Source organism: Methylobacter sp. Wu8 (genome assembly GCF_036440755.1).
Lineage (GTDB): Bacteria > Pseudomonadota > Gammaproteobacteria > Methylococcales > Methylomonadaceae > Methylobacter_A > Methylobacter_A tundripaludum_A.
In genome coordinates this window covers 49,489-67,295 of record NZ_JAZGVT010000054.1, presented here as the reverse complement: position 1 = coordinate 67,295, position 17,807 = coordinate 49,489, and the positions used below count along the sequence as shown (strand labels likewise).

At 47.8% G+C, this 17,807-nt stretch carries 16 protein-coding genes; 11 read left to right on the top strand and 5 right to left on the bottom strand.

All coding sequences use genetic code 11. From position 1 onward, the window contains the following. Window positions 1–3: 3 nt before the first annotated feature. Window positions 4–1,323: a DEAD/DEAH box helicase gene (locus tag V3O24_RS07190; RefSeq protein WP_331306729.1), complete on the bottom strand. Its 1,320-nt coding sequence runs from the start codon at window positions 1,321–1,323 to the stop codon at window positions 4–6. 97 nt (window positions 1,324–1,420) lie between these two features. On the opposite strand from V3O24_RS07190, the gene trxA reads away from it, so the two are divergent. The 3 genes from trxA (at window position 1,421) to V3O24_RS07175 (ending at window position 3,572) form a co-directional block, all read left to right on the top strand. Beyond that, the gene (gene trxA, locus V3O24_RS07185; RefSeq protein ID WP_104423810.1) at window positions 1,421–1,747 is read left to right on the top strand and encodes a thioredoxin TrxA; all 327 of its coding nucleotides are present in this window, start codon (window positions 1,421–1,423) and stop codon (window positions 1,745–1,747) included. A 238-nt stretch (window positions 1,748–1,985) separates the two neighbouring features. Then, complete coding sequence (gene rho, locus V3O24_RS07180) at window positions 1,986–3,242, top strand: transcription termination factor Rho (RefSeq protein WP_104423811.1); 1,257 nt, start codon at window positions 1,986–1,988, stop codon at window positions 3,240–3,242. A gap of 108 nt (window positions 3,243–3,350) precedes the next feature. Beyond that, window positions 3,351–3,572, top strand: a complete 222-nt coding sequence (locus tag V3O24_RS07175) for a DUF2188 domain-containing protein (RefSeq protein ID WP_331306728.1) — start codon at window positions 3,351–3,353, stop codon at window positions 3,570–3,572. Between the two features lie 46 nt (window positions 3,573–3,618). Here the strand turns inward: V3O24_RS07175 and V3O24_RS07170 are convergent, their stop codons facing one another. The 3 genes from V3O24_RS07170 to V3O24_RS07160 are packed head-to-tail and all read right to left on the bottom strand — an operon-like array spanning window position 3,619 to window position 7,053. After that, the gene (locus V3O24_RS07170; protein ID WP_104423812.1) at window positions 3,619–3,891 is read right to left on the bottom strand and encodes an oxidative damage protection protein; all 273 of its coding nucleotides are present in this window, start codon (window positions 3,889–3,891) and stop codon (window positions 3,619–3,621) included. Continuing rightward, entirely contained in the window at window positions 3,888–4,937 is a 1,050-nt protein-coding gene (gene mutY / locus V3O24_RS07165) for an A/G-specific adenine glycosylase (RefSeq protein WP_331306727.1), read from the bottom strand. The genes V3O24_RS07170 and mutY overlap by 4 nt, the downstream gene beginning before the upstream one ends. Window positions 4,938–4,947: 10 nt before the next feature. Next, window positions 4,948–7,053 carry an AsmA family protein gene (locus V3O24_RS07160; protein WP_331306726.1) on the bottom strand — a complete coding sequence of 702 codons (2,106 nt, stop codon included), beginning with the start codon at window positions 7,051–7,053 and terminating at the stop codon, window positions 4,948–4,950. A 145-nt stretch (window positions 7,054–7,198) separates the two neighbouring features. Between V3O24_RS07160 and V3O24_RS07155 the strand changes: the two genes are divergently transcribed. Then, window positions 7,199–7,483 (top strand): hypothetical protein, encoded by a 285-nt coding sequence (locus V3O24_RS07155; RefSeq protein WP_104423815.1) that lies wholly within the window; start codon window positions 7,199–7,201, stop codon window positions 7,481–7,483. 84 nt (window positions 7,484–7,567) lie between these two features. On the opposite strand, the gene V3O24_RS07150 is transcribed toward V3O24_RS07155, so the two are convergent. Then, entirely contained in the window at window positions 7,568–9,199 is a 1,632-nt protein-coding gene (locus V3O24_RS07150; RefSeq protein WP_331306725.1) for a FapA family protein, read from the bottom strand. A 423-nt stretch (window positions 9,200–9,622) separates the two neighbouring features. Between V3O24_RS07150 and rfbB the strand changes: the two genes are divergently transcribed. The 7 genes from rfbB to V3O24_RS07115 all read left to right on the top strand — a co-directional run bounded on the left by rfbB (window position 9,623) and on the right by V3O24_RS07115 (window position 17,736). Continuing rightward, entirely contained in the window at window positions 9,623–10,690 is a 1,068-nt protein-coding gene (rfbB, locus tag V3O24_RS07145) for a dTDP-glucose 4,6-dehydratase (protein ID WP_331306724.1), read from the top strand. Between the two features lie 248 nt (window positions 10,691–10,938). Continuing rightward, window positions 10,939–11,835, top strand: coding sequence for a glucose-1-phosphate thymidylyltransferase RfbA (gene rfbA, locus V3O24_RS07140; RefSeq protein WP_104423818.1), 897 nt, complete (start codon window positions 10,939–10,941; stop codon window positions 11,833–11,835). Between the two features lie 380 nt (window positions 11,836–12,215). Further along, window positions 12,216–13,631 (top strand): mannose-1-phosphate guanylyltransferase/mannose-6-phosphate isomerase, encoded by a 1,416-nt coding sequence (locus V3O24_RS07135; RefSeq protein ID WP_104423819.1) that lies wholly within the window; start codon window positions 12,216–12,218, stop codon window positions 13,629–13,631. 19 nt (window positions 13,632–13,650) lie between these two features. After that, window positions 13,651–14,448, top strand: coding sequence for an ABC transporter permease (locus V3O24_RS07130; protein WP_104423820.1), 798 nt, complete (start codon window positions 13,651–13,653; stop codon window positions 14,446–14,448). Further along, entirely contained in the window at window positions 14,448–15,782 is a 1,335-nt protein-coding gene (locus V3O24_RS07125; RefSeq protein ID WP_331306723.1) for an ABC transporter ATP-binding protein, read from the top strand. Before V3O24_RS07130 ends, V3O24_RS07125 begins: the two co-directional genes overlap by 1 nt. Window positions 15,783–15,853: 71 nt before the next feature. After that, the gene (locus V3O24_RS07120) at window positions 15,854–16,543 is read left to right on the top strand and encodes a class I SAM-dependent methyltransferase (RefSeq protein ID WP_104423822.1); all 690 of its coding nucleotides are present in this window, start codon (window positions 15,854–15,856) and stop codon (window positions 16,541–16,543) included. Window positions 16,544–16,545: 2 nt separating this feature from the next. Beyond that, a complete protein-coding gene (locus tag V3O24_RS07115; protein WP_181049875.1) occupies window positions 16,546–17,736 on the top strand; it encodes an FkbM family methyltransferase in 1,191 nt (396 codons plus the stop codon). Window positions 17,737–17,807: the final 71 nt, after the last annotated feature.

The window sequence follows — 17,807 nt, the reverse complement described above, 5'->3', positions numbered from 1 at the left end:
ATACTAACCCGGCCTGCGCGCTTGATTTGGACGTTTTCCCTGATACTCGCTTCTGGGTCTGTCGGGCCTTTTTTCAGGGATTACAATGTCGGCCAGAAGATCTGCGGTAATGGGCAGAACCGGAATTTTCTGTTCAATGTATTCTTCGATATCCGGCATTGAATAGGCGTATTGCTCGCAGATAAAACTGATCGCGACACCGCTGGCGCCAAAGCGCGCAGTACGGCCTATCCTGTGCACATAATCTTCGACGTCCTGCGGCAGGTCGTAATTAAACACATGGGACACGTCGGCAATATGCAGGCCGCGGGCCGCAACATCGGTTGCAATCAGCAAGGCGATTTTGTTTTCCTGAAAATCGGCAAGCAGGCGCTGGCGTTTGTCCTGCGGCACATCGCCGCTGAGCGCGGCGGTCTTGTAACCGTTAGCGTTCAGGACGTCATCGAGCCGTTCGGCGCAGCGCTTGGTGTTGACAAATATAATGCTGCGTTGGGGCTGATGCTGATTCAATATGCCGACCAGCAAAGGGATTTTTTGTTCATTCGACGGACAAAATGCGCTTTGCTGGATCGCTTTAGAGGTGACTTCTTCGGTTTCGACGCGAATCAAAACCGGATTGTTCATGTGTTCGTAAGCCAGCTCGGTGACTTTGTAGGATAACGTCGCCGAGAACAGCATGTTCAAACGCTGGTCCGGCGGCGGCATGCGCCGCAATAAATAGCGGATGTCCTTGATAAAGCCCAAATCGAACATCCGGTCGGCTTCATCCATCACCGTGACTTTGACGTTATCCAGCGTGAACGCGTTTTGCCGGTAAAAGTCGATGATACGCCCCGGCGTACCGATGATGATATCGACATTGGCTTTCAGGCTGTCTAGTTGTTTTTGATAGTCGGTGCCGCCGTATATCAGGGCAAATTTAAGCGTGAGATGCTTGCCCAGTTGCAATGCATCCTTGTGGATCTGAATGGCTAACTCGCGGGTTGGCGCGAGAATAATCGCTCTGGGATATTTGATTTGTTTGCTTTTGGCGGCGACTTTTGGCGTCGGTTTTTCCGCATCGATGTCATCGTCGGCTTCTATTTCTGCATCGTCCTCGGCATCATTGATTAAATACTGAAAAGTGGACAGCAAAAAAGCGGCGGTCTTGCCGGTTCCGGTTTGGGCTTGCCCCGCAACATCCATGCCTCGCAACGACAAAGGTAAAGCTCTTTTTTGGATCGGGGTGCAGTGATCAAAGCCGGCGTCTTTTAAGCTGCGTAAGATAGAATCAGACAATTCGAGATTGCTGAAGCGGGTTTGAGTTAAATGTGTATTGTTCATAGGCTATAGGATAACGTAAAAATCAAATCAGCTGAAATTGATTGACTACTCTCTTCATCCCTCCTATAGTTTTGCTTTTGATAATTGGAGAAATAAAGTGAGCGATTCAGTCCTTCATGTAAGCGATAGTGAGTTTAACGAAACTGTTCTTAAAGCTGCTGGTCCAGTGCTGGTTGACTATTGGGCTGAATGGTGCGGACCTTGCAAAATGATTGCGCCGGTCCTGGATGAAATTGCCAAAGAATATGCAGGCAAACTGACCGTTGTAAAATTAAACATAGACGAAAATCAGGACACTCCGCAACGTTACGGTGTACGCGGCATTCCAACATTGATGCTGTTTAAGGACGGCGAAGTGGAAGCAACCAAAGTAGGCGCATTGTCAAAATCGCAACTTGCCGCCTTTCTTGATAGCAATATTTAATATATGACCTCCATGGAAGGAGCGAATGATGCAGATGATTGCCCCGAGCAATCGCTGCTCCCCTACTCAGGCCTGTCATAAAAGGTTGGACGGGGCTGAGTACTTGGGTTACACTTATGCGGTGCGAAATCTAAGCGCACCCCAGCATACCGTCCGATAAACCACATCCCTGAATTATAATCCTGTCCTCGTAGTTGCGGTTTAACACCGTTTGTACTTTTTCTTGAGTCGTCCTTTTATGAATCTAACTGAGTTAAAACTAAAACAAATAAGTGAAGTTATTGAAATCGCCGAGTCCCTCGGACTTGAAAATGTCGCCAGATCCCGCAAGCAGGATTTGATTTTTGCCATCCTGAAAAAACAGGCAAAAGCCGGCGACGATATATCAGGCGACGGCGTTTTGGAAATTTTACAGGATGGATTTGGTTTTTTACGGACGCCGGGTTGCTCCTATTTAGCAGGTCCTGACGATATTTATGTTTCACCCAGTCAGATCAGACGATTTTCTTTAAAGACCGGCGATACGATTAGCGGAAAAATCAGGCCGCCGAAAGACAACGAACGTTATTTCGCGATGCTCAAGGTTGACCAGATCAATTTTGAACCACCGGAAAACACCAAAAACAAAATCACCTTCTCAAACCTGACCCCCCTATTTGCCAAACAAAGATTTGTTCTTGAACAGGGCAACGGCACCAGCGAAGACTTAACCGGACGCATCATAGATTTAATCGCCCCGATCGGAAAAGGCCAACGCGGCTTGATCGTGTCGCCGCCTAAAGCCGGTAAAACGATGATTCTGCAAAGTCTGGCTCAAGCGATAGCGGAACAAAATCCCGAGTGTTATCTGATTGTATTGCTGATCGATGAACGTCCCGAGGAAGTCACGGAAATGGAGCGTTGCGTGCGCGGCGAAGTTATTTCCAGTACCTTTGACGAACCGGCAACCCGTCACGTACAAGTTGCGGAAATGGTTATCGAAAAAGCCCGTCGATTGGTCGAGCATAAACACGATGTGGTCATCTTGTTAGACTCGATTACCCGTCTGGCCAGAGCTTATAACACCGTCGTTCCTTCTTCAGGCAAGATATTAACCGGTGGTGTCGATGCCAATGCATTGGAAAAACCCAAACGTTTCTTTGGTGCGGCGCGGAACATAGAAGAAGGCGGCAGCTTGACCATTATCGCCACAGCTCTGGTTGATACCGGTTCAAGAATGGACGAGGTTATCTACGAGGAATTCAAAGGTACCGGCAACATGGAGCTGCACCTGGATCGCAAAATTGCCGAGAAAAGAATTTACCCGGCGATCAACATCAACCGTTCCGGCACCCGCCGGGAAGAATATCTGGTTGATCCCGATACCCTGCAAAAAACCTGGATCTTGCGCAAGATCCTTCAGCCGATGGATGAAACCGCGGCGTCAGAATTCCTGATCGGTAAGCTTAAAGACTTTAAAACGAATGCGGAATTTTTTGATTCGATGAAGCGGTAGCGCGACAACAAAGCCAAACTAGACAAACACCGCATGATGGGCTTGAAAATTTCAAAATAGTCCACATATAGTGTTTTGGGTAACTTTGCCCTTAAATAGGAGTTTAGTATGGCACATCAGCATGTTGTACAAAGAGACGATGGAACGTGGGCTGTTAGAGGTGAGGGTAATGAGCGCGATACTTCGCGTCATGACACTCAACAGCAAGCTCAGCAGCGCGCTAAGGAAATTGCGACAAATCAAGGTGGCGATGTTATTACACATGGTCGTGACGGAAAAATTCGAGCACGAGACAGCTATGGTAATGACCCTTTTCCACCGCCGGGATAAAAGCTAAAGTAATCTTCAAAAAAACCGCTCATGTATTGAGCGGTTTTTAGCCCTTTGGCGGCACATAGCCTTCCGGCATGTCGTTGTTGCCTTCAAACAGAAACTTGGTTCTTTCTTCGGCTAAAAATGTCCTGGTCTTAGGGTCGAAGCTGGCTAATCTTCCTTCGTTAATCAGCATGGTTTGCTTGGCTAACCATTCCTTCCAGGCTTGCTTGGATACTTTCTCAAATATTTCCTGACCCTTGGGGCCTGGAAACGGCGGCGCATCCAGGCCTTCGGCTTCTATTCCCAATTTTACGCATTTAACCAGTCTAGTCATTTTATTCTCGTTTGTGATTGTTGGAGCAACAGCTTAATCGGCGCGGCTAAGCCAAGCTTATTAATGTGTTCAGCTTTATACCAGACAGTTTGGCCGGCTTCCATCACAAAATTTATAAGGTTATCGGATTGAACCAGCAGCGGCGTGTAGTCTAAATGGTAGTGGGAAAAGGTATGGCGCCGGGTTGCCAGCGCCTGCTGGTCGGCAATATGGATGTTCCGGCTTAAGCACCAATCATGCGCCGCTTCAATACTGTCAAATTCCGGCAGACTCCATAAGCCGCCCCAGATACCGATTGGCGGTCTTTTTTCCAGCAATATCCGGTTGTCGGCATTGCTCAGCAATAACAGGGTCAATTGTTTGACCGGCAAGGTCTTGGCAGGTTTCGGGGTTGGGTACGCCGATACATTATCTGCGCGTCTGGCCAAACAACCGGCATTAAGCGGGCAGGCCTCGCAAGCGGGCTTACTGCGGGTACAGACGGTTGCGCCCAAGTCCATCATGGCCTGGGTGTAATCCGCAACACGCGCGACCGGGGTCAGCTCAGCGCTGATTGACCACAGTTCTTTGTTAACCGCGCTGTTGCCCGGCCAGCCGGAAACGGCTTTAAAACGGGTCAGCACTCGTTTCACATTGCCGTCGAGAATCGGATGACTTTTATCAAAGGCGATGCTCAATATGGCTCCCGCCGTTGACAGGCCTATGCCGGGTAGATCGATCAGATCATCTAATGTATCAGGGAAGTTGCCACGTTCGTCAACGAGCTGCGCCGTTTTGTGCAGGTTGCGGGCGCGGGCGTAATAGCCCAAGCCCGACCAAAGATGCAGCACCTCATCTATAGGTGCATTCGCCAAACTCGCCACATCGGGGAATTTTTCTATAAAAACATTGAAGTAAGGGATAACGGTAGCGACCTGGGTTTGTTGCAACATGGTCTCGGAGAGCCATACGCGGTAAGGTGTAAGGTCTTTTTGCCAAGGCAGGTCTTTACGCCCGTATTGATCGAACCAGGCGAGGATGTTTTGTTGAAAAGCTGATGGGGTCATAGCAAGCGGCCTACTTTAGGAAGTTCTTTAACAGGTCGCCGACACCAGGACCTAATTTTTTGTCGATTTTATTGATCAGTTTTTCAATCTTGGCTTTGTTTTGATCGGTTAATAGTGAGGCTATATCAATTGTATAAGACGGCTTGTCCAGCGTTCCTGCAATATCAATGGCTATGGCGGCTTTAACCTGTTCAGGTTCAGTGGCGGCTATCTCGTCATTAAGCAGCTTGGCGTCGATTTTATAGTCCACGGCTTCAGAGTTCAGGTTTATGTTGCCCTTGCCATCGACACGGAGTTTGGAGGATTTGGCAACAAGGTCGTTGTTTTGAATGACGCCGTTGTTGATCGTCGCCGTACCGCTCATTTCTGTAAACAGCGTCTGGTCGGTTTTAGCATCCGCAGGCAAAGCGGAACCCTTAATCAGCGCTTTGCCGCTATCGATTATTTTTTGCAGGTTAAAACCCTTAATAACCGAATCTTTAACCAGGAAACTGAACTGGCCATTAAGCGATGATTTTAGTTCACTGGTTTTATTGCCCTGCCCTTGCAGCTGAGTTGTCGCATCGACGATGCCGCTGATTCGGGCCTCACCGCGGTAATCTTTCAGTAACGGTTCAATTTGCACATGGTCTATTTTTTCGTTTACAGCCAGTGTCGGTTTGTCGCCATGCGCATCCACGCTGAGATTGCCGGAATAAGCGCCCTGATAAAACTGCTTGATCGATTGTTGCGTGGTAACAGCGCCGTTTTTAGCGTTCAGGTTTATCTGGATGTCCTGCATCGCCAAACCGTTGACCTTAAGCCTGCCCAGCGCCACAGAGCCTTCGGCATTGAGATTTCTCAAGGTCTCAACGGGTAAAGCGGAAGCGCCGACAGCCAGTAAAACGGCAGGGGTGGCTATCGGCTTGGATGATTTATCGGCAGGCGGTAGATAACGATCGACATCAATCGTATCAATGTCCAGCAAAAAGCCGATAGCAGGTTGGGCAAAGTTTTTTATGCCGACAGAGCCTTTGATTTGGCTATCGTCCAGCGTCATTACCAGGTTTTTAAAGTCAGCCGAATCGGACGTGGCTGCGAGGTCAAAATTAACGGCCAACTTGCCCAGCGCGTTGGCATCCTGCATGACCGGCAAGACGATGCCCAGTTGCTGCATAAACTTGGCGGGACTGAATGGTGCGATGGTAACCGGTCCCTGAAAAGACGGCATGTCTTTGATACTGGCTCCGGTCAATTCGGCAGAGAGTGCCGCATCGCCGGATTTGAGCTGCAATCCTGAAATCTTGGCTGTTTGTCGGCTCATATTCAGCGCTGTATCGGCGACGGCCAGTGCCGTCGTTAACGATTTGCCGGGAACAGTTTCGCCGGATGTCGTTACCTGCAAATCGCTATGGACTAGCGCAATACTATCGAGTTGCTCATTAACGCTTAATTCGGTACTTAGTTTGATAGTGTGAGCTGTTTTGGATTCGGTATCCGTAGCGGTCAGGGTAGCGGCAATGCCAATCGGTTCATCAAAGGCGAATTCATCGGTATTCAGGTTAAAGTCTTTTATTTCGATGTGCTTTTCGGCTTGCAGGTCGTCCCAGTTAATCCGGGCATTTTCAATAGCAATGCCCCCGATCTCAAAATCCGCCGGTGCAGCGGTGGCTATGGGCTGTTCTTCCTGTTTGCCGGCGGCGGCAGCCGGCGCTACGGTTTTGGTGTCGCCAGAAGCGGTTAGATCGCTCCAGTTGGCGATACCCTGTTTGTTTCTGGCAAGGTTTAAAACCAGGCCTTTTAAGGCGATGCGGCTGACTTCTATTTTTTTCGACAACAGCGGCAGTAGCCGCACTTTTACACTGCCCTCTTCAATTGTTGCAAAGGGGCGATCTTGAAACCCGGGCGCGTTACTGAGTTCAATTTTCCCTGTTGAAATGCTGGCCCAGGGAAATAGCGAGAGTTTTAATTCGCCGTCCAGCACCAGTTCCCGGCCGGTCTTGTCCTTAACGGCGGCGACAATTTCAGGCTTGAAGTCATTGGGATCGAAAACGAATGGCAGGATGCAGACAGCGGCAATCAACAGCAAAGCCATTGCAGCAACAGTTGACAAAATGATTTTAAGCGGTTTTCCCACACTACTCTCCTTGCGTAAAAAAATGTAATGACAATCAATTATGGAATATGATTATCTACTTATAACAGCTGTTGCCGGTTAAGCGCCAGTTGGGTAGAGTGTAAACACTGTATATTTATTATAATTAAAAAAATGAGGTGTAAAAATGTTGCATTTGGCTAGATTTGCCGGAATTGCGGTTCTGGTATGGTTTTATTTGAGCGCAAAGGAAAAGGGTGAGTCGCCTCTTAATTGGGCTATCATTGGATTAATCGGCTATTGGATTACTTGGTGGGTGATCAAGCTGACGGTGGTTTCCGCTTTGTCCGGTATGGTTGCTAAAAATCCTATGGGAACTTTTTTGCTGTATCAGATACCCGCTTTATGTGCAATCGGCGCGGCTTTTTTAATCAGAAAAAAACTGTTGGCGGATGCCGCTGAAAAAGATTAGGTTGGATGTACAGTTTCGGGCGAAACGGTGCGGCGTTGCCTTTTTTAGCGCCACCTGTCTTGGCCGGATCGATTGATAAGGGGGTTAGCTCCCATAACTGATTTTTTTATCAATGAGCCGAAAAACTGTTTTCCCCCGTTCCTCTTTGGCTTTCCATATCTGATCGCCAATCCTGACTTCGACACCGGTACAGAGGGTATGATCCACAACAACTTTGGCGTACTCGGCAAACGATATTTCGGCGAGCAAGCTTTCTCGGATAGCTTGATGCTGGGCGATTTCAGTCGTCAGTTTATCCAGGGTGCGGCGCGCTTTGTTTAGGAGGCCGTTTTTGTCTTTTTCAGGGTTGTTTTCAATGAAGGTGATAATCTTTTTTATATCGTCCTGATTTTTTCCATTGGTTTCGATCTCACGGTCAATAGCATTCAGCTGCTCTTGGGTATGCGGATTTAAGCCGGCTTGAATGTAAGTTTTAATGCCGACATCAGAGCCGACTGAGGCGGCTTGTACCAGCATCATGGCGCGGGCAGTACCGCCTATGATCAGTCCTTTTTTGCCGCCGGGTTTGCCAACCAGGATCTGATTCATCGCGGTCAATTGATTATTCATGGAATATTCTTCAATGACGATGTTGGTGCCGGCTACAATATTGAAATATTTGGCAAAACGCACGCTAACCGAACCTTTACAGGAAATTTTTCCTCCGAACGAAGCCGCCATGCTGCTGTTGGTATCACTGTTGCCGATCACGCCGCCTTTGATGCTGATATTTCCGCCTGCCTCAAGTTCTGCGGCTTCAACGGTTCCGCCTATGAAAATGTCATTTAATGCGTAAACCTTCATTCCTTCCATCACATCACCCAAGATATTAATCGTGCCGTCGAAACTTAGGTTGCCGGTCGAGATGTCCACTTTCGGTACGGTGATGGTGGGCGACACCATAACGCCATTGGGGATCAGCAGTGGTTGGCCGATGATTGATGATACCAGCAGATCGCAATCGTCCGGGTCGAACGTGGCGCCTTTTAAATCTGAGGCGAAAGGCGTGTTCTGGCTGGGCTTTGGCGTAAGTATCTGGCCCAGGATATTTTTCCCTTTTTTTCCTTCGGTGGGAAGGGTGCGGCGCATGAGTGGATCGCCTTGCTTCACCAGAATCAGATTGCCAAGATTACGATAATCAGCGATGCCGTGTTCATTTATCTGGGGACGGCGCTCTTGCATTTCCGGCACCAGGCTATGGAACTGCGCATCCAGGCCCGGCACGGGCGGCATGCCTTGAGCAATCAGATAATCCGTGGCATGACCTTCTTTCAGTACGGCTTCGATTTCAGCGGATGTGATGAGGCCGCTGACGATGCCTTTTTCTTTCAAGGATTGCCGGATTTGTTCAAAGGTGACAGGGGCGCCTCCGTATGCGGGAGTCAGAGTTAGCCAAGCGCTCATCTTGTCTTTGGCGACAGTGATGGTAAACTCCCCATCTCGCCGCTCACCAATTTCCAGCACAAAACCGGCATTGGTATTGTTGTACATCTGTACTAAGCGGGAGAGCGCTTTTTCATCAAGGAACAGGTCGGACAGGTTTTGCTGGACTAGCATTTCTTTGATTGCAGCTGCATCCAGCGCAACTTTATATACTTCCGGTTCGAATACAGCAAGTAATTTGTTGTTTTCGTTCAGTCTGAATGTCAGAGCATCTTTATGTGTCGTCTCATCCACTGTTCGCTCCTTAGGAAAAGCTTGTAACGCTACTAGATATGAAAAGAGTCTGCATTATTTAACTACAATTATGTGAAGTATATCGCGTTTTTAATGAAAGCAGGGTGTTAAGACGGCTTCAGTTAACTAAAGGTTGTTCTGACCATTTGTCCGGTTAATTCAATTGGTCACAAAAACTATTCGATAAAGGCTGCTGTTTCTCAATATTCTGGTTTCAGAAAAAACAAACAGTATATATCCCATGTTTAGTACACTAAAAGTAACAGGTATTAAATTCCGCAGTTGTAAGTCTTAACAATAAAAAAATTTGTTTCTTTTTCATTGTTGTAGGTTACAACGATTATTATACGATAAGGCGGCTGGACAACATTGATAGATAAAGATTTCCCGGATTTTTATAAAAAGCGCAAACAGGCATATTGAATGATTTTAGTAACGGGCGGCGCCGGATTCATCGGTGCGAATTTTGTGTTGGATTGGCTGGCGCAATCCGATGAAACAGTCATCAATCTCGACATACTTAGCTACGCAGGCAACCGTGAGAATCTCGCTTCATTGGCAGGAGATGAACGGCATCTTTTTGTACAAGGCGACATCGGTGATTCCGCCCTGGTGACTAGTCTGCTCATCCAGTACCAACCCCGCGCCATCATTAATTTTGCTGCGGAAAGCCATGTGGATCGATCCATTCATAGTCCGGAAGACTTCATCCAGACCAACGTCGTCGGTACTTTCCGGCTGCTGGAAGCAGTGCGTGCCTATTGGAGCAGCCTGCAAGGCGAAGTCCGGCAAAATTTTCGCTTTCTGCATGTCTCTACCGATGAAGTTTACGGTTCACTTGCCAAGGATGATCCGGCATTTTCAGAAACCCATCGCTACGAACCCAATAGTCCTTACTCGGCGAGCAAAGCAGCAAGCGACCATCTGGTTCGCGCTTATCATTATACTTATGAATTGCCTGTGCTCACCACCAACTGCTCCAACAACTACGGTCCGTATCATTTCCCGGAAAAGCTCATTCCGTTGATGATCGTTAATGCCCTCGCAGGTAAGCATTTGCCTGTGTATGGCGATGGACAGCAAATCCGGGACTGGCTTTACGTTAAAGACCATTGCAGTGCTATTCGTCGGGTACTCGAAGCAGGCAAAGTCGGCGAAGTTTACAATATCGGAGGCTGGAACGAAAAAACCAATATCGACATCGTCCACACTGTTTGCGAACTGCTTGATGAACTCCGTGCCCGAGTAGATAGCAAGAGCTATCGAGAACAAATTACTTATGTTACGGATCGCCCCGGCCATGATCGCCGCTATGCTGTTGACGCGAGCAAGATAGAACGTGAACTCGGTTGGAAGCCTGCGGAAACTTTCGATACCGGCATTCGAAAAACGATTCAGTGGTATTTGGGAAATCAGGGCTGGGTTGCCAACGTCCAATCCGGCGCTTACCGGGAATGGCTTAAACGGAACTATACTGGGCGTGTCGTATGACAAATCTGTTGGAAGAACGTTGCACGTTGTGGCTGCACGAAAGGCGATGGGCAGGGCGGCTCAACATGAAAGCCCGTCTGTTTGGAAAAGTCGGTCACGTATGTTGGGAGTGGCAACGCAGCTCTGCGCCTTCGGGTGAGCTGTTGGCACTGGATATTCCTGTGTGGCGACTTCATTAATCTGGAAGGCATCGCCCAAATCGTGGGCGCTATCATCTCCATGTTTACTGAAACTTTTGAGAAGCAATCATGACCCAACGCAAAGGCATCATTTTGGCAGGCGGCTCCGGTACGCGGTTGCACCCGAGCACATTGGCGGTATCCAAGCAACTCCTGCCGATTTACGATAAACCGATGATCTACTACCCTCTATCCACGCTGATGTTGGCAGGAATACGCGATATTCTGATTATCTCCACACCGCAAGATACGCCGCGTTTCGAGCAACTGCTGGGCGACGGCAATTCGTGGGGACTGAATCTGCGGTATGCCGTGCAATCTTCGCCAGATGGGTTAGCGCAAGCGTTCATCATCGGTCGGGAGTTTATCGGTAACCATCCTTCAGCTTTGGTGCTAGGAGACAATATTTTCTACGGGCACTCGTTCCAGAGCCAATTGAAAAAAGCCTCTCGGCAAAGTGAGGGAGCGACGGTGTTCGCCTATCATGTTCGCGATCCGAAACGTTATGGGGTGGTGGAATTCAACGTAAACGGGCACGCTATTTCGCTGGAAGAAAAACCGGACCAACCCAAGTCCAACTATGCCGTCACCGGCCTGTATTTTTACGATAATGTGGTGGTGGATATTGCCGCGAATCTCAGGCCTTCGTCGCGTGGCGAGCTTGAGATCACCGATGTGAACCGTCTCTATCTTGAGCGCGGCAAATTATCGGTTGAAATCATGGGGCGAGGCTATGCATGGCTGGATACCGGCACGCATGAATCTATGTTGGACGCCAGTCAATTTGTTCAAATGATCGAGCATCGGCAAGGATTAAAGATCGCCTGTCCTGAAGAGATTGCCTATCGCCAGGGATTCATCGATGCTACACAACTGGAGAGGCTTGCCGCCCCTTTGTTGAAAAGCGGTTATGGCGATTATCTGGTGCAGGTGCTTAAAGAAAAGGGTTTCTCGCAACGAAAGTGATTCAAACAGTTATCTCCGATTGATTACCTGTTTAGTTGCGCAATTAAGTGGTATATTTTACTGTCAACTTAAAGATGAAAAGCAATGGGACGAGTATTACACGGAATAGCCACGACTAGGCACGCTACCAGAGTAAAACACAAGCGTCTGGGTTCCGCAGTGTCGCATTAATCCCAAAGGAAGCATCGATAAATCTCCCTGTATGGGATATTATTATCGATTAAAATAAGCCCAATACTTAATCCGGTAAAGTATTGATAATCGGTTAGTATTATCTAATTAGTATTTTCCTTTTCGCTCATTTATGAAGTATAATTCCGGGTCTTATAATTCATTGTGTGTACTATCGTGGACGACACAATAATATCCAAGGGACGTTTGTGCGGTTGATTCCAATAATTCTTTGTGGTGGTGCCGGATCCCGGCTGTGGCCAGTTTCTCGTGAGCTGCACCCCAAGCCGTTTATACGTTTGGATGATGGGCAAAGTCTCTTGCAAAAGGCGTTTTTGCGAGGCGCATTATTGCCGGATGTGGAAGAAGTTTTAACCGTCACTAATCGGGAGCTATTCTTCAAAACAGAAGATGAGTTTCGTGAGGTAAATACTGGCGAGGTAGTAACATCCTTCATCCTGGAACCCTTCGGACGTAATACCGCTCCAGCAATTGCTGCTGCCGCTTACCAAATCGCCCAAAAATATGGTAATGATGCAATCGCGTTGGTGCTTGCCGCCGACCATTTGATTATTAACCAGCAAGCCTTCCAGGAAGCTGTGCTTAAAGCCGTCGAGCTGGCAACATCGGGCAAATTGGTTACTTTTGGTATCCAGCCCGACTCGCCCGAAACCGGCTACGGCTACATTGAGGCCGATGGCAACACGGTGCTGCGCTTCGTTGAAAAACCGTCACTTGAAAAAGCACAGGAATATCTTGCTTCTGGTCGGTTTCTTTGGAATTCCGGGATGTTCTGTTTTTCCGTTGGCGCTATGTTGCAACAGATGGAGCAGTACTGTCCGCAGATTCTTATCGCTACAAAGGCTTGTATCGAGCAGTCACGATTCGCCGAAGGCAAGGGCTATGCGCTACTTGAGCTCGATCCCGATACCTTCGCTAATGTTGCTGATGACTCCATTGATTATGCGGTAATGGAAAAATCGAATCAGGTTGCCGTTGTCCCGTGCAATATCGGTTGGAGCGACATAGGCACCTGGACGGCGTTGGGTGATCTTGCCGAGCCTGACGCCGATGGCAACCGAATCCAGGGCGATGCTCTGTTGTACGATACACGGAACTGCACCATCCAAAGTAGCGACCGCTTGGTTGGCGCGGTTGGAGTGGAAAACCTCATTATCATTGATACGCCGGATGCCGTTCTGGTGGTCGACAAATGCAGCGCACAGGATGTAAAGCACATTTACTCAGAATTAAAGATCAAGGGTCACGATGCACATAAATTCCATCGCACCGTCCACCGGCCATGGGGTGTATATACGGTACTGGAAGAAGGAAATGGTTTCAAGATCAAGCGTATCGAAGTCAATCCAGGGGCGAGCTTGAGTCTGCAAATGCACAGTCATCGGAGTGAGCATTGGGTTGTCGTTAGCGGCATTGCAAAGGTCATTAATGGTGAACGAGAAATCGTTATCAACACCAACGAATCCACATTTATTCCTGCTGGCCATAAACACCGCCTGCAAAATCCCGGGACTGTGCCTTGCGTGATGATCGAAGTGCAAAGCGGCGACTATGTTGGTGAAGATGACATTGTGCGCTTTGAAGATGTTTATGGCCGTGTGTAAGTATTAAGTAGCGGCTCTAATGATCTTGCTTCGGCTATCCGGTATTTATCGTTTTCGCGGTTTTATTTATGAAAGCGTTCGGCGCGAGTTTGCCTCGCGCTATCGAAACTCCATGTTGGGCGCTGCTTGGCTGGTGTTGCAGCCTTTGGCGCAAATTTTGGTGTTTACGCTTGTTTTTTCACATGTGATGCGAACGCGTCTGCCCGGGGTTGACAGCTCTTTCGGCTATAGTATTTTCCTATGCGCCGGCCTACTAACTTGGGGGCTTTTTGCCGATATTTTGAACCGTAGCCAAAACATGTTTCTGGACAATGCTAATTTGCTCAAGAAATTGAGCTTTCCTCGTATCTGCCTGCCTATTATCGTTAGCCTTAACGCTTGTATAGGGTTCGCCATCATTTTTAGCCTTTTTGTCGGATTTTTGTTGTTCACTGGCAGTTTTCCTGGTTGGGCGTTCTTCGCTATTGCACCGGTTCTGCTGTTGCAAATTCTTCTTGCTATTGGAATGGGCATGGTTATTGGGGTGCTCAACGTTTTTTTCCGTGACGTCGGGCAACTTTTCGGCATTGTGTTGCAATTCTGGTTTTGGCTCACACCGATCATCTATCCGCTTGCCACATTGCCGGACTGGGCGCAGCGTATCGTGATGCTAAATCCCATGACTCCACTGGTGGTGGCCTATCAGGGCATTCTCGTTCAGGGTACGATGCCATTGTGGGCTAGTCTATGGCCAACTGCACTATTGGCCTGCATGCTTTGTTTTCTCGGCATGCGTCTTTTTCAAAAGCACGCAGGTGAAATGGTAGACGAACTCTGATGGGTACTATCACTGTTACACAATTAGGTAAGGCTTATCGCCAATACCCTACCCGTTGGTCTCGTCTCATAGAATGGATTATACCGGGACATAAACCTCGGCACAGTCTCAAGTGGATACTGCAAGATATTAATTTCAGTGTCTCTCCCGGTGAAGCCGTTGGCGTTATCGGAGTTAATGGCGCAGGCAAGAGCACCTTGCTTAAATTAATCACCGGCACTACCCAGCCAACAATCGGTTCGGTGGAGATGGAGGGGCGCGTCGCCGCACTGTTGGAATTGGGTATGGGTTTTCATCCCGATTTTACCGGTCGGCAGAACGCCCTGATGGCAGGGCAGTTGCTCGGCTTGCAGGCACATGAAGTCGATCTCCTCATGCCGGAAATTGAAGCTTTTGCAGAAATTGGCGATTACATTGATCAGGCTGTGCGCGTGTATTCTAGCGGCATGCAGGTGCGCCTTGCGTTCGCAGTGGCTACGGCTGTGCGGCCTGATATTCTGATTGTGGATGAAGCACTTTCAGTCGGCGACGCATACTTCCAGCACAAGTGTTTTTTAAGAATCCGACGGTTTCAGGACCAAGGCACCACGCTCCTGTTTGTTTCCCACGACCTTGCTGCTGTTCGAGCCCTTTGTGCTAGAGCCATCTGGCTCGATAGTGGCGCTGTTCGTGAGATTGGTGAAACAAAAGACGTTCTTGATGCTTACGCAACGGCGCTATATGCCAAGGAACAGGATGTTGATAATGCTGCAAAGCAATCCGCAGTGAAAGACAGTGTAATAAAGGAAGTTTCCAAACAAAAACGCGATTGCAGACTTGATTTCATAAATAATTCAAATCTGAGAAACGATATCAAAGTTTTTGAATTTAATAAGGATGCGGCCCGCTGGGGAGATGGCCTAGCAAAGATTACGCATACCTACCTGCAGGATGCTAATGGAACCCCGGTGAGTTGGATAATCGGAGGGGAAGAAGTGGTGCTTGCGATCGAGGCGTTAGCTTTGCAAGAGCTATGTGGCGTATTTGTGGGGTTTATGGTCAGGGATAAGTTGGGGCAAACTCTTTTTGGCGACAACACTTACCTTACGACAATTGATTCACCGGTGACCATAAGAGCGAATCACCGATTTAAAACAACATTTCGTTTCTTGATGCCTATATTACCTCAGGGTACTTATGCAATTACGGCTGCTATAGCGGTTGGTACCCAGCAAGATCATGTTGCTCATGAGTGGATCAATGAGGCCATTTTTATTGAGTCGCATAACGGATTTGCGGTAAGCGGGCTGGTTGGAATACCTATGCATGCTATTGAGATTGGTGAATTCATATAGCGTGACTCACCGCTAAGTTTCGTGAGATAAGTCGGTTAGTTCCTAATCCAACAAAATGAGGTAAATATAAAATGGATTCAAGTCAAAATTTTCTCACGCCTTACTATCAACGGCACAACCAACGGCGCCAAGAGCACTTGGCTAGTTTAGGATTGCCTATTGCGGGTAAAACTGTGCTTGAAGTTGGGTCGGGAATTGGAGATCACACATCCTTCTTTATAGACAGAAAGTGCAAGGTTACAAGTACAGACGGGAGGCAAGAATTACTAGGTATCTTGCAGGAAAGACACCCTCAGGCAGCGACAATTTTATGGAACGTTGAGTTACCCCCTTCTGAATTTATTCCAAAAAGTCAGATCGTTTACGCATATGGCATTCTTTACCACACAAGAAACCCCCAGTCTGTGCTAGAGAACTTGGCCTCTCTTTGTACTGAAATGTTATTGCTTGAAACATGTGTTTCTTTTGGTGATGAAGAACTTGTCAATTTAACCAGTGAAACGATTGGTGATCCAACGCAGGCCCTGCAGGGAACTGGTTGCCGTCCAACAAGACCGTGGATTTTTAAATCGCTTAAAAATCTTTTTCCCTTTGTGTATTTAACTAGAACACAACCTTGGCACGAGGAGTTTCCAGTCGACTGGACTAATCCTGCCGAAAAGAATGAGGCGGGTTTAAGCCGTTCAGTTTTTGTTGCCTCTAGAACACAGCTTTGTAATCCTAATCTGTCTACTGAATTGCTTAATTACCAAGGGCGATGATAATGGATCCCATGATTTCCTATGCCCAGAACGGTGAAGACGTTATTTTAAAAAGAGTTTTCGGCGACAAGAAAACAGGTTGCTATATTGATATTGGCGCTTCTCATCCGGAAAATTTGTCTGTTACCAAATATTTTTATGATATGGGGTGGCGAGGAATTAATGTAGACCCTTTAAAAAATAGTATGGAGCTTTTTTCGCAAAGTAGGCCTGACGAGCTAAATTTAAATGTCGCAATTGATATAGAAAAAGGATTCCTCGATTTTTATGAGATTACTGATTACCCTGAATTGTCAACATTCTCTGCGGAAGCCGCAGCGTCTTTATTAGAGGCTGGTCACAAGGTGATTTGTTATCCAGTTGAGAGAATAACGGGAAATGAATTATTTGAAAAATATGTAGAGAGCCCCGTTGATTTCTTAAAGATAGATGTTGAGGGAAGAGAGCGCGACGTAATCCGCTCAATTGATTTTCACCGATACAGACCTAAAGTCTTAGTGATAGAGGCTACAATTCCTAACTCTATTTTTCCTGGATGGGATAATTTTGAATCCATTTTTAACTTCGGGGAATGGGAGCCGATATTGCTGAATAGTGGATATATTTTGGCTTATTTTGATGGGTTAAATAGATTTTACATAAGCGAAGAAAACAAAGAAATGTTGAGCTGTTTTCAAGTAGGTTTATGTCTTTGGGATAATTTTTTCATCCATTCGCAAGTTAAGCGTATTGCAGATCTTGAATGGAATTGTGCGGAGAGAATGAAGCAGGTCGAGATGCTGACTGGGATGCTGAAGGAATCAGAGACTGACCGTGAAGCGCGAGGGACGCAGGTCGAAACGCTTACGAGGATGTTGGAGGAATCAGAGGCTGATCGTCAAGCGCGAGGGACGCAGGTCGAAACGCTTACGAGGATGCTGGAGGAATCAGAGGCTGACCGTGAAGCGCGAGGGACGCAGGTCGAAACGCTTACGAGGATGTTGGAGGAATCAGAGGCTGATCGTCAAGCGCGATGGACGCAGATTGAAACGCTTACGAGGATGCTGAAGGAATCAGAGACTGACCGTCAAGCGCGAGGGACGCAGATCGAAACGCTTACGAGGATGTTGGAGGAATCAGAGGCTGATCGTCAAGCGCGATGGACGCAGATTGAAACGCTTACGAGAATGCTGAAAGAGAAGGAGGCTGAGTGAGCGTCGCTCTTGACTGATTTGCAGGTTTTGTTTGCTCGCATGGGTTGCTGGCGGACTAGATTATTAAGCTG

Coding starts and splice junctions, on each gene's coding strand:
- V3O24_RS07190 (WP_331306729.1), bottom strand. CDS start 1,323: ATGAACAATACACATTTAACTCAAACCCGCTTCAGCAATCTCGAATTG.
- rho (WP_104423811.1), top strand. CDS start 1,986: ATGAATCTAACTGAGTTAAAACTAAAACAAATAAGTGAAGTTATTGAA.
- V3O24_RS07175 (WP_331306728.1), top strand. CDS start 3,351: ATGGCACATCAGCATGTTGTACAAAGAGACGATGGAACGTGGGCTGTT.
- V3O24_RS07170 (WP_104423812.1), bottom strand. CDS start 3,891: ATGACTAGACTGGTTAAATGCGTAAAATTGGGAATAGAAGCCGAAGGC.
- mutY (WP_331306727.1), bottom strand. CDS start 4,937: ATGACCCCATCAGCTTTTCAACAAAACATCCTCGCCTGGTTCGATCAA.
- V3O24_RS07155 (WP_104423815.1), top strand. CDS start 7,199: ATGTTGCATTTGGCTAGATTTGCCGGAATTGCGGTTCTGGTATGGTTT.
- rfbB (WP_331306724.1), top strand. CDS start 9,623: ATGATTTTAGTAACGGGCGGCGCCGGATTCATCGGTGCGAATTTTGTG.
- rfbA (WP_104423818.1), top strand. CDS start 10,939: ATGACCCAACGCAAAGGCATCATTTTGGCAGGCGGCTCCGGTACGCGG.
- V3O24_RS07130 (WP_104423820.1), top strand. CDS start 13,651: ATGATCTTGCTTCGGCTATCCGGTATTTATCGTTTTCGCGGTTTTATT.
- V3O24_RS07125 (WP_331306723.1), top strand. CDS start 14,448: ATGGGTACTATCACTGTTACACAATTAGGTAAGGCTTATCGCCAATAC.
- V3O24_RS07120 (WP_104423822.1), top strand. CDS start 15,854: ATGGATTCAAGTCAAAATTTTCTCACGCCTTACTATCAACGGCACAAC.
- V3O24_RS07115 (WP_181049875.1), top strand. CDS start 16,546: ATGGATCCCATGATTTCCTATGCCCAGAACGGTGAAGACGTTATTTTA.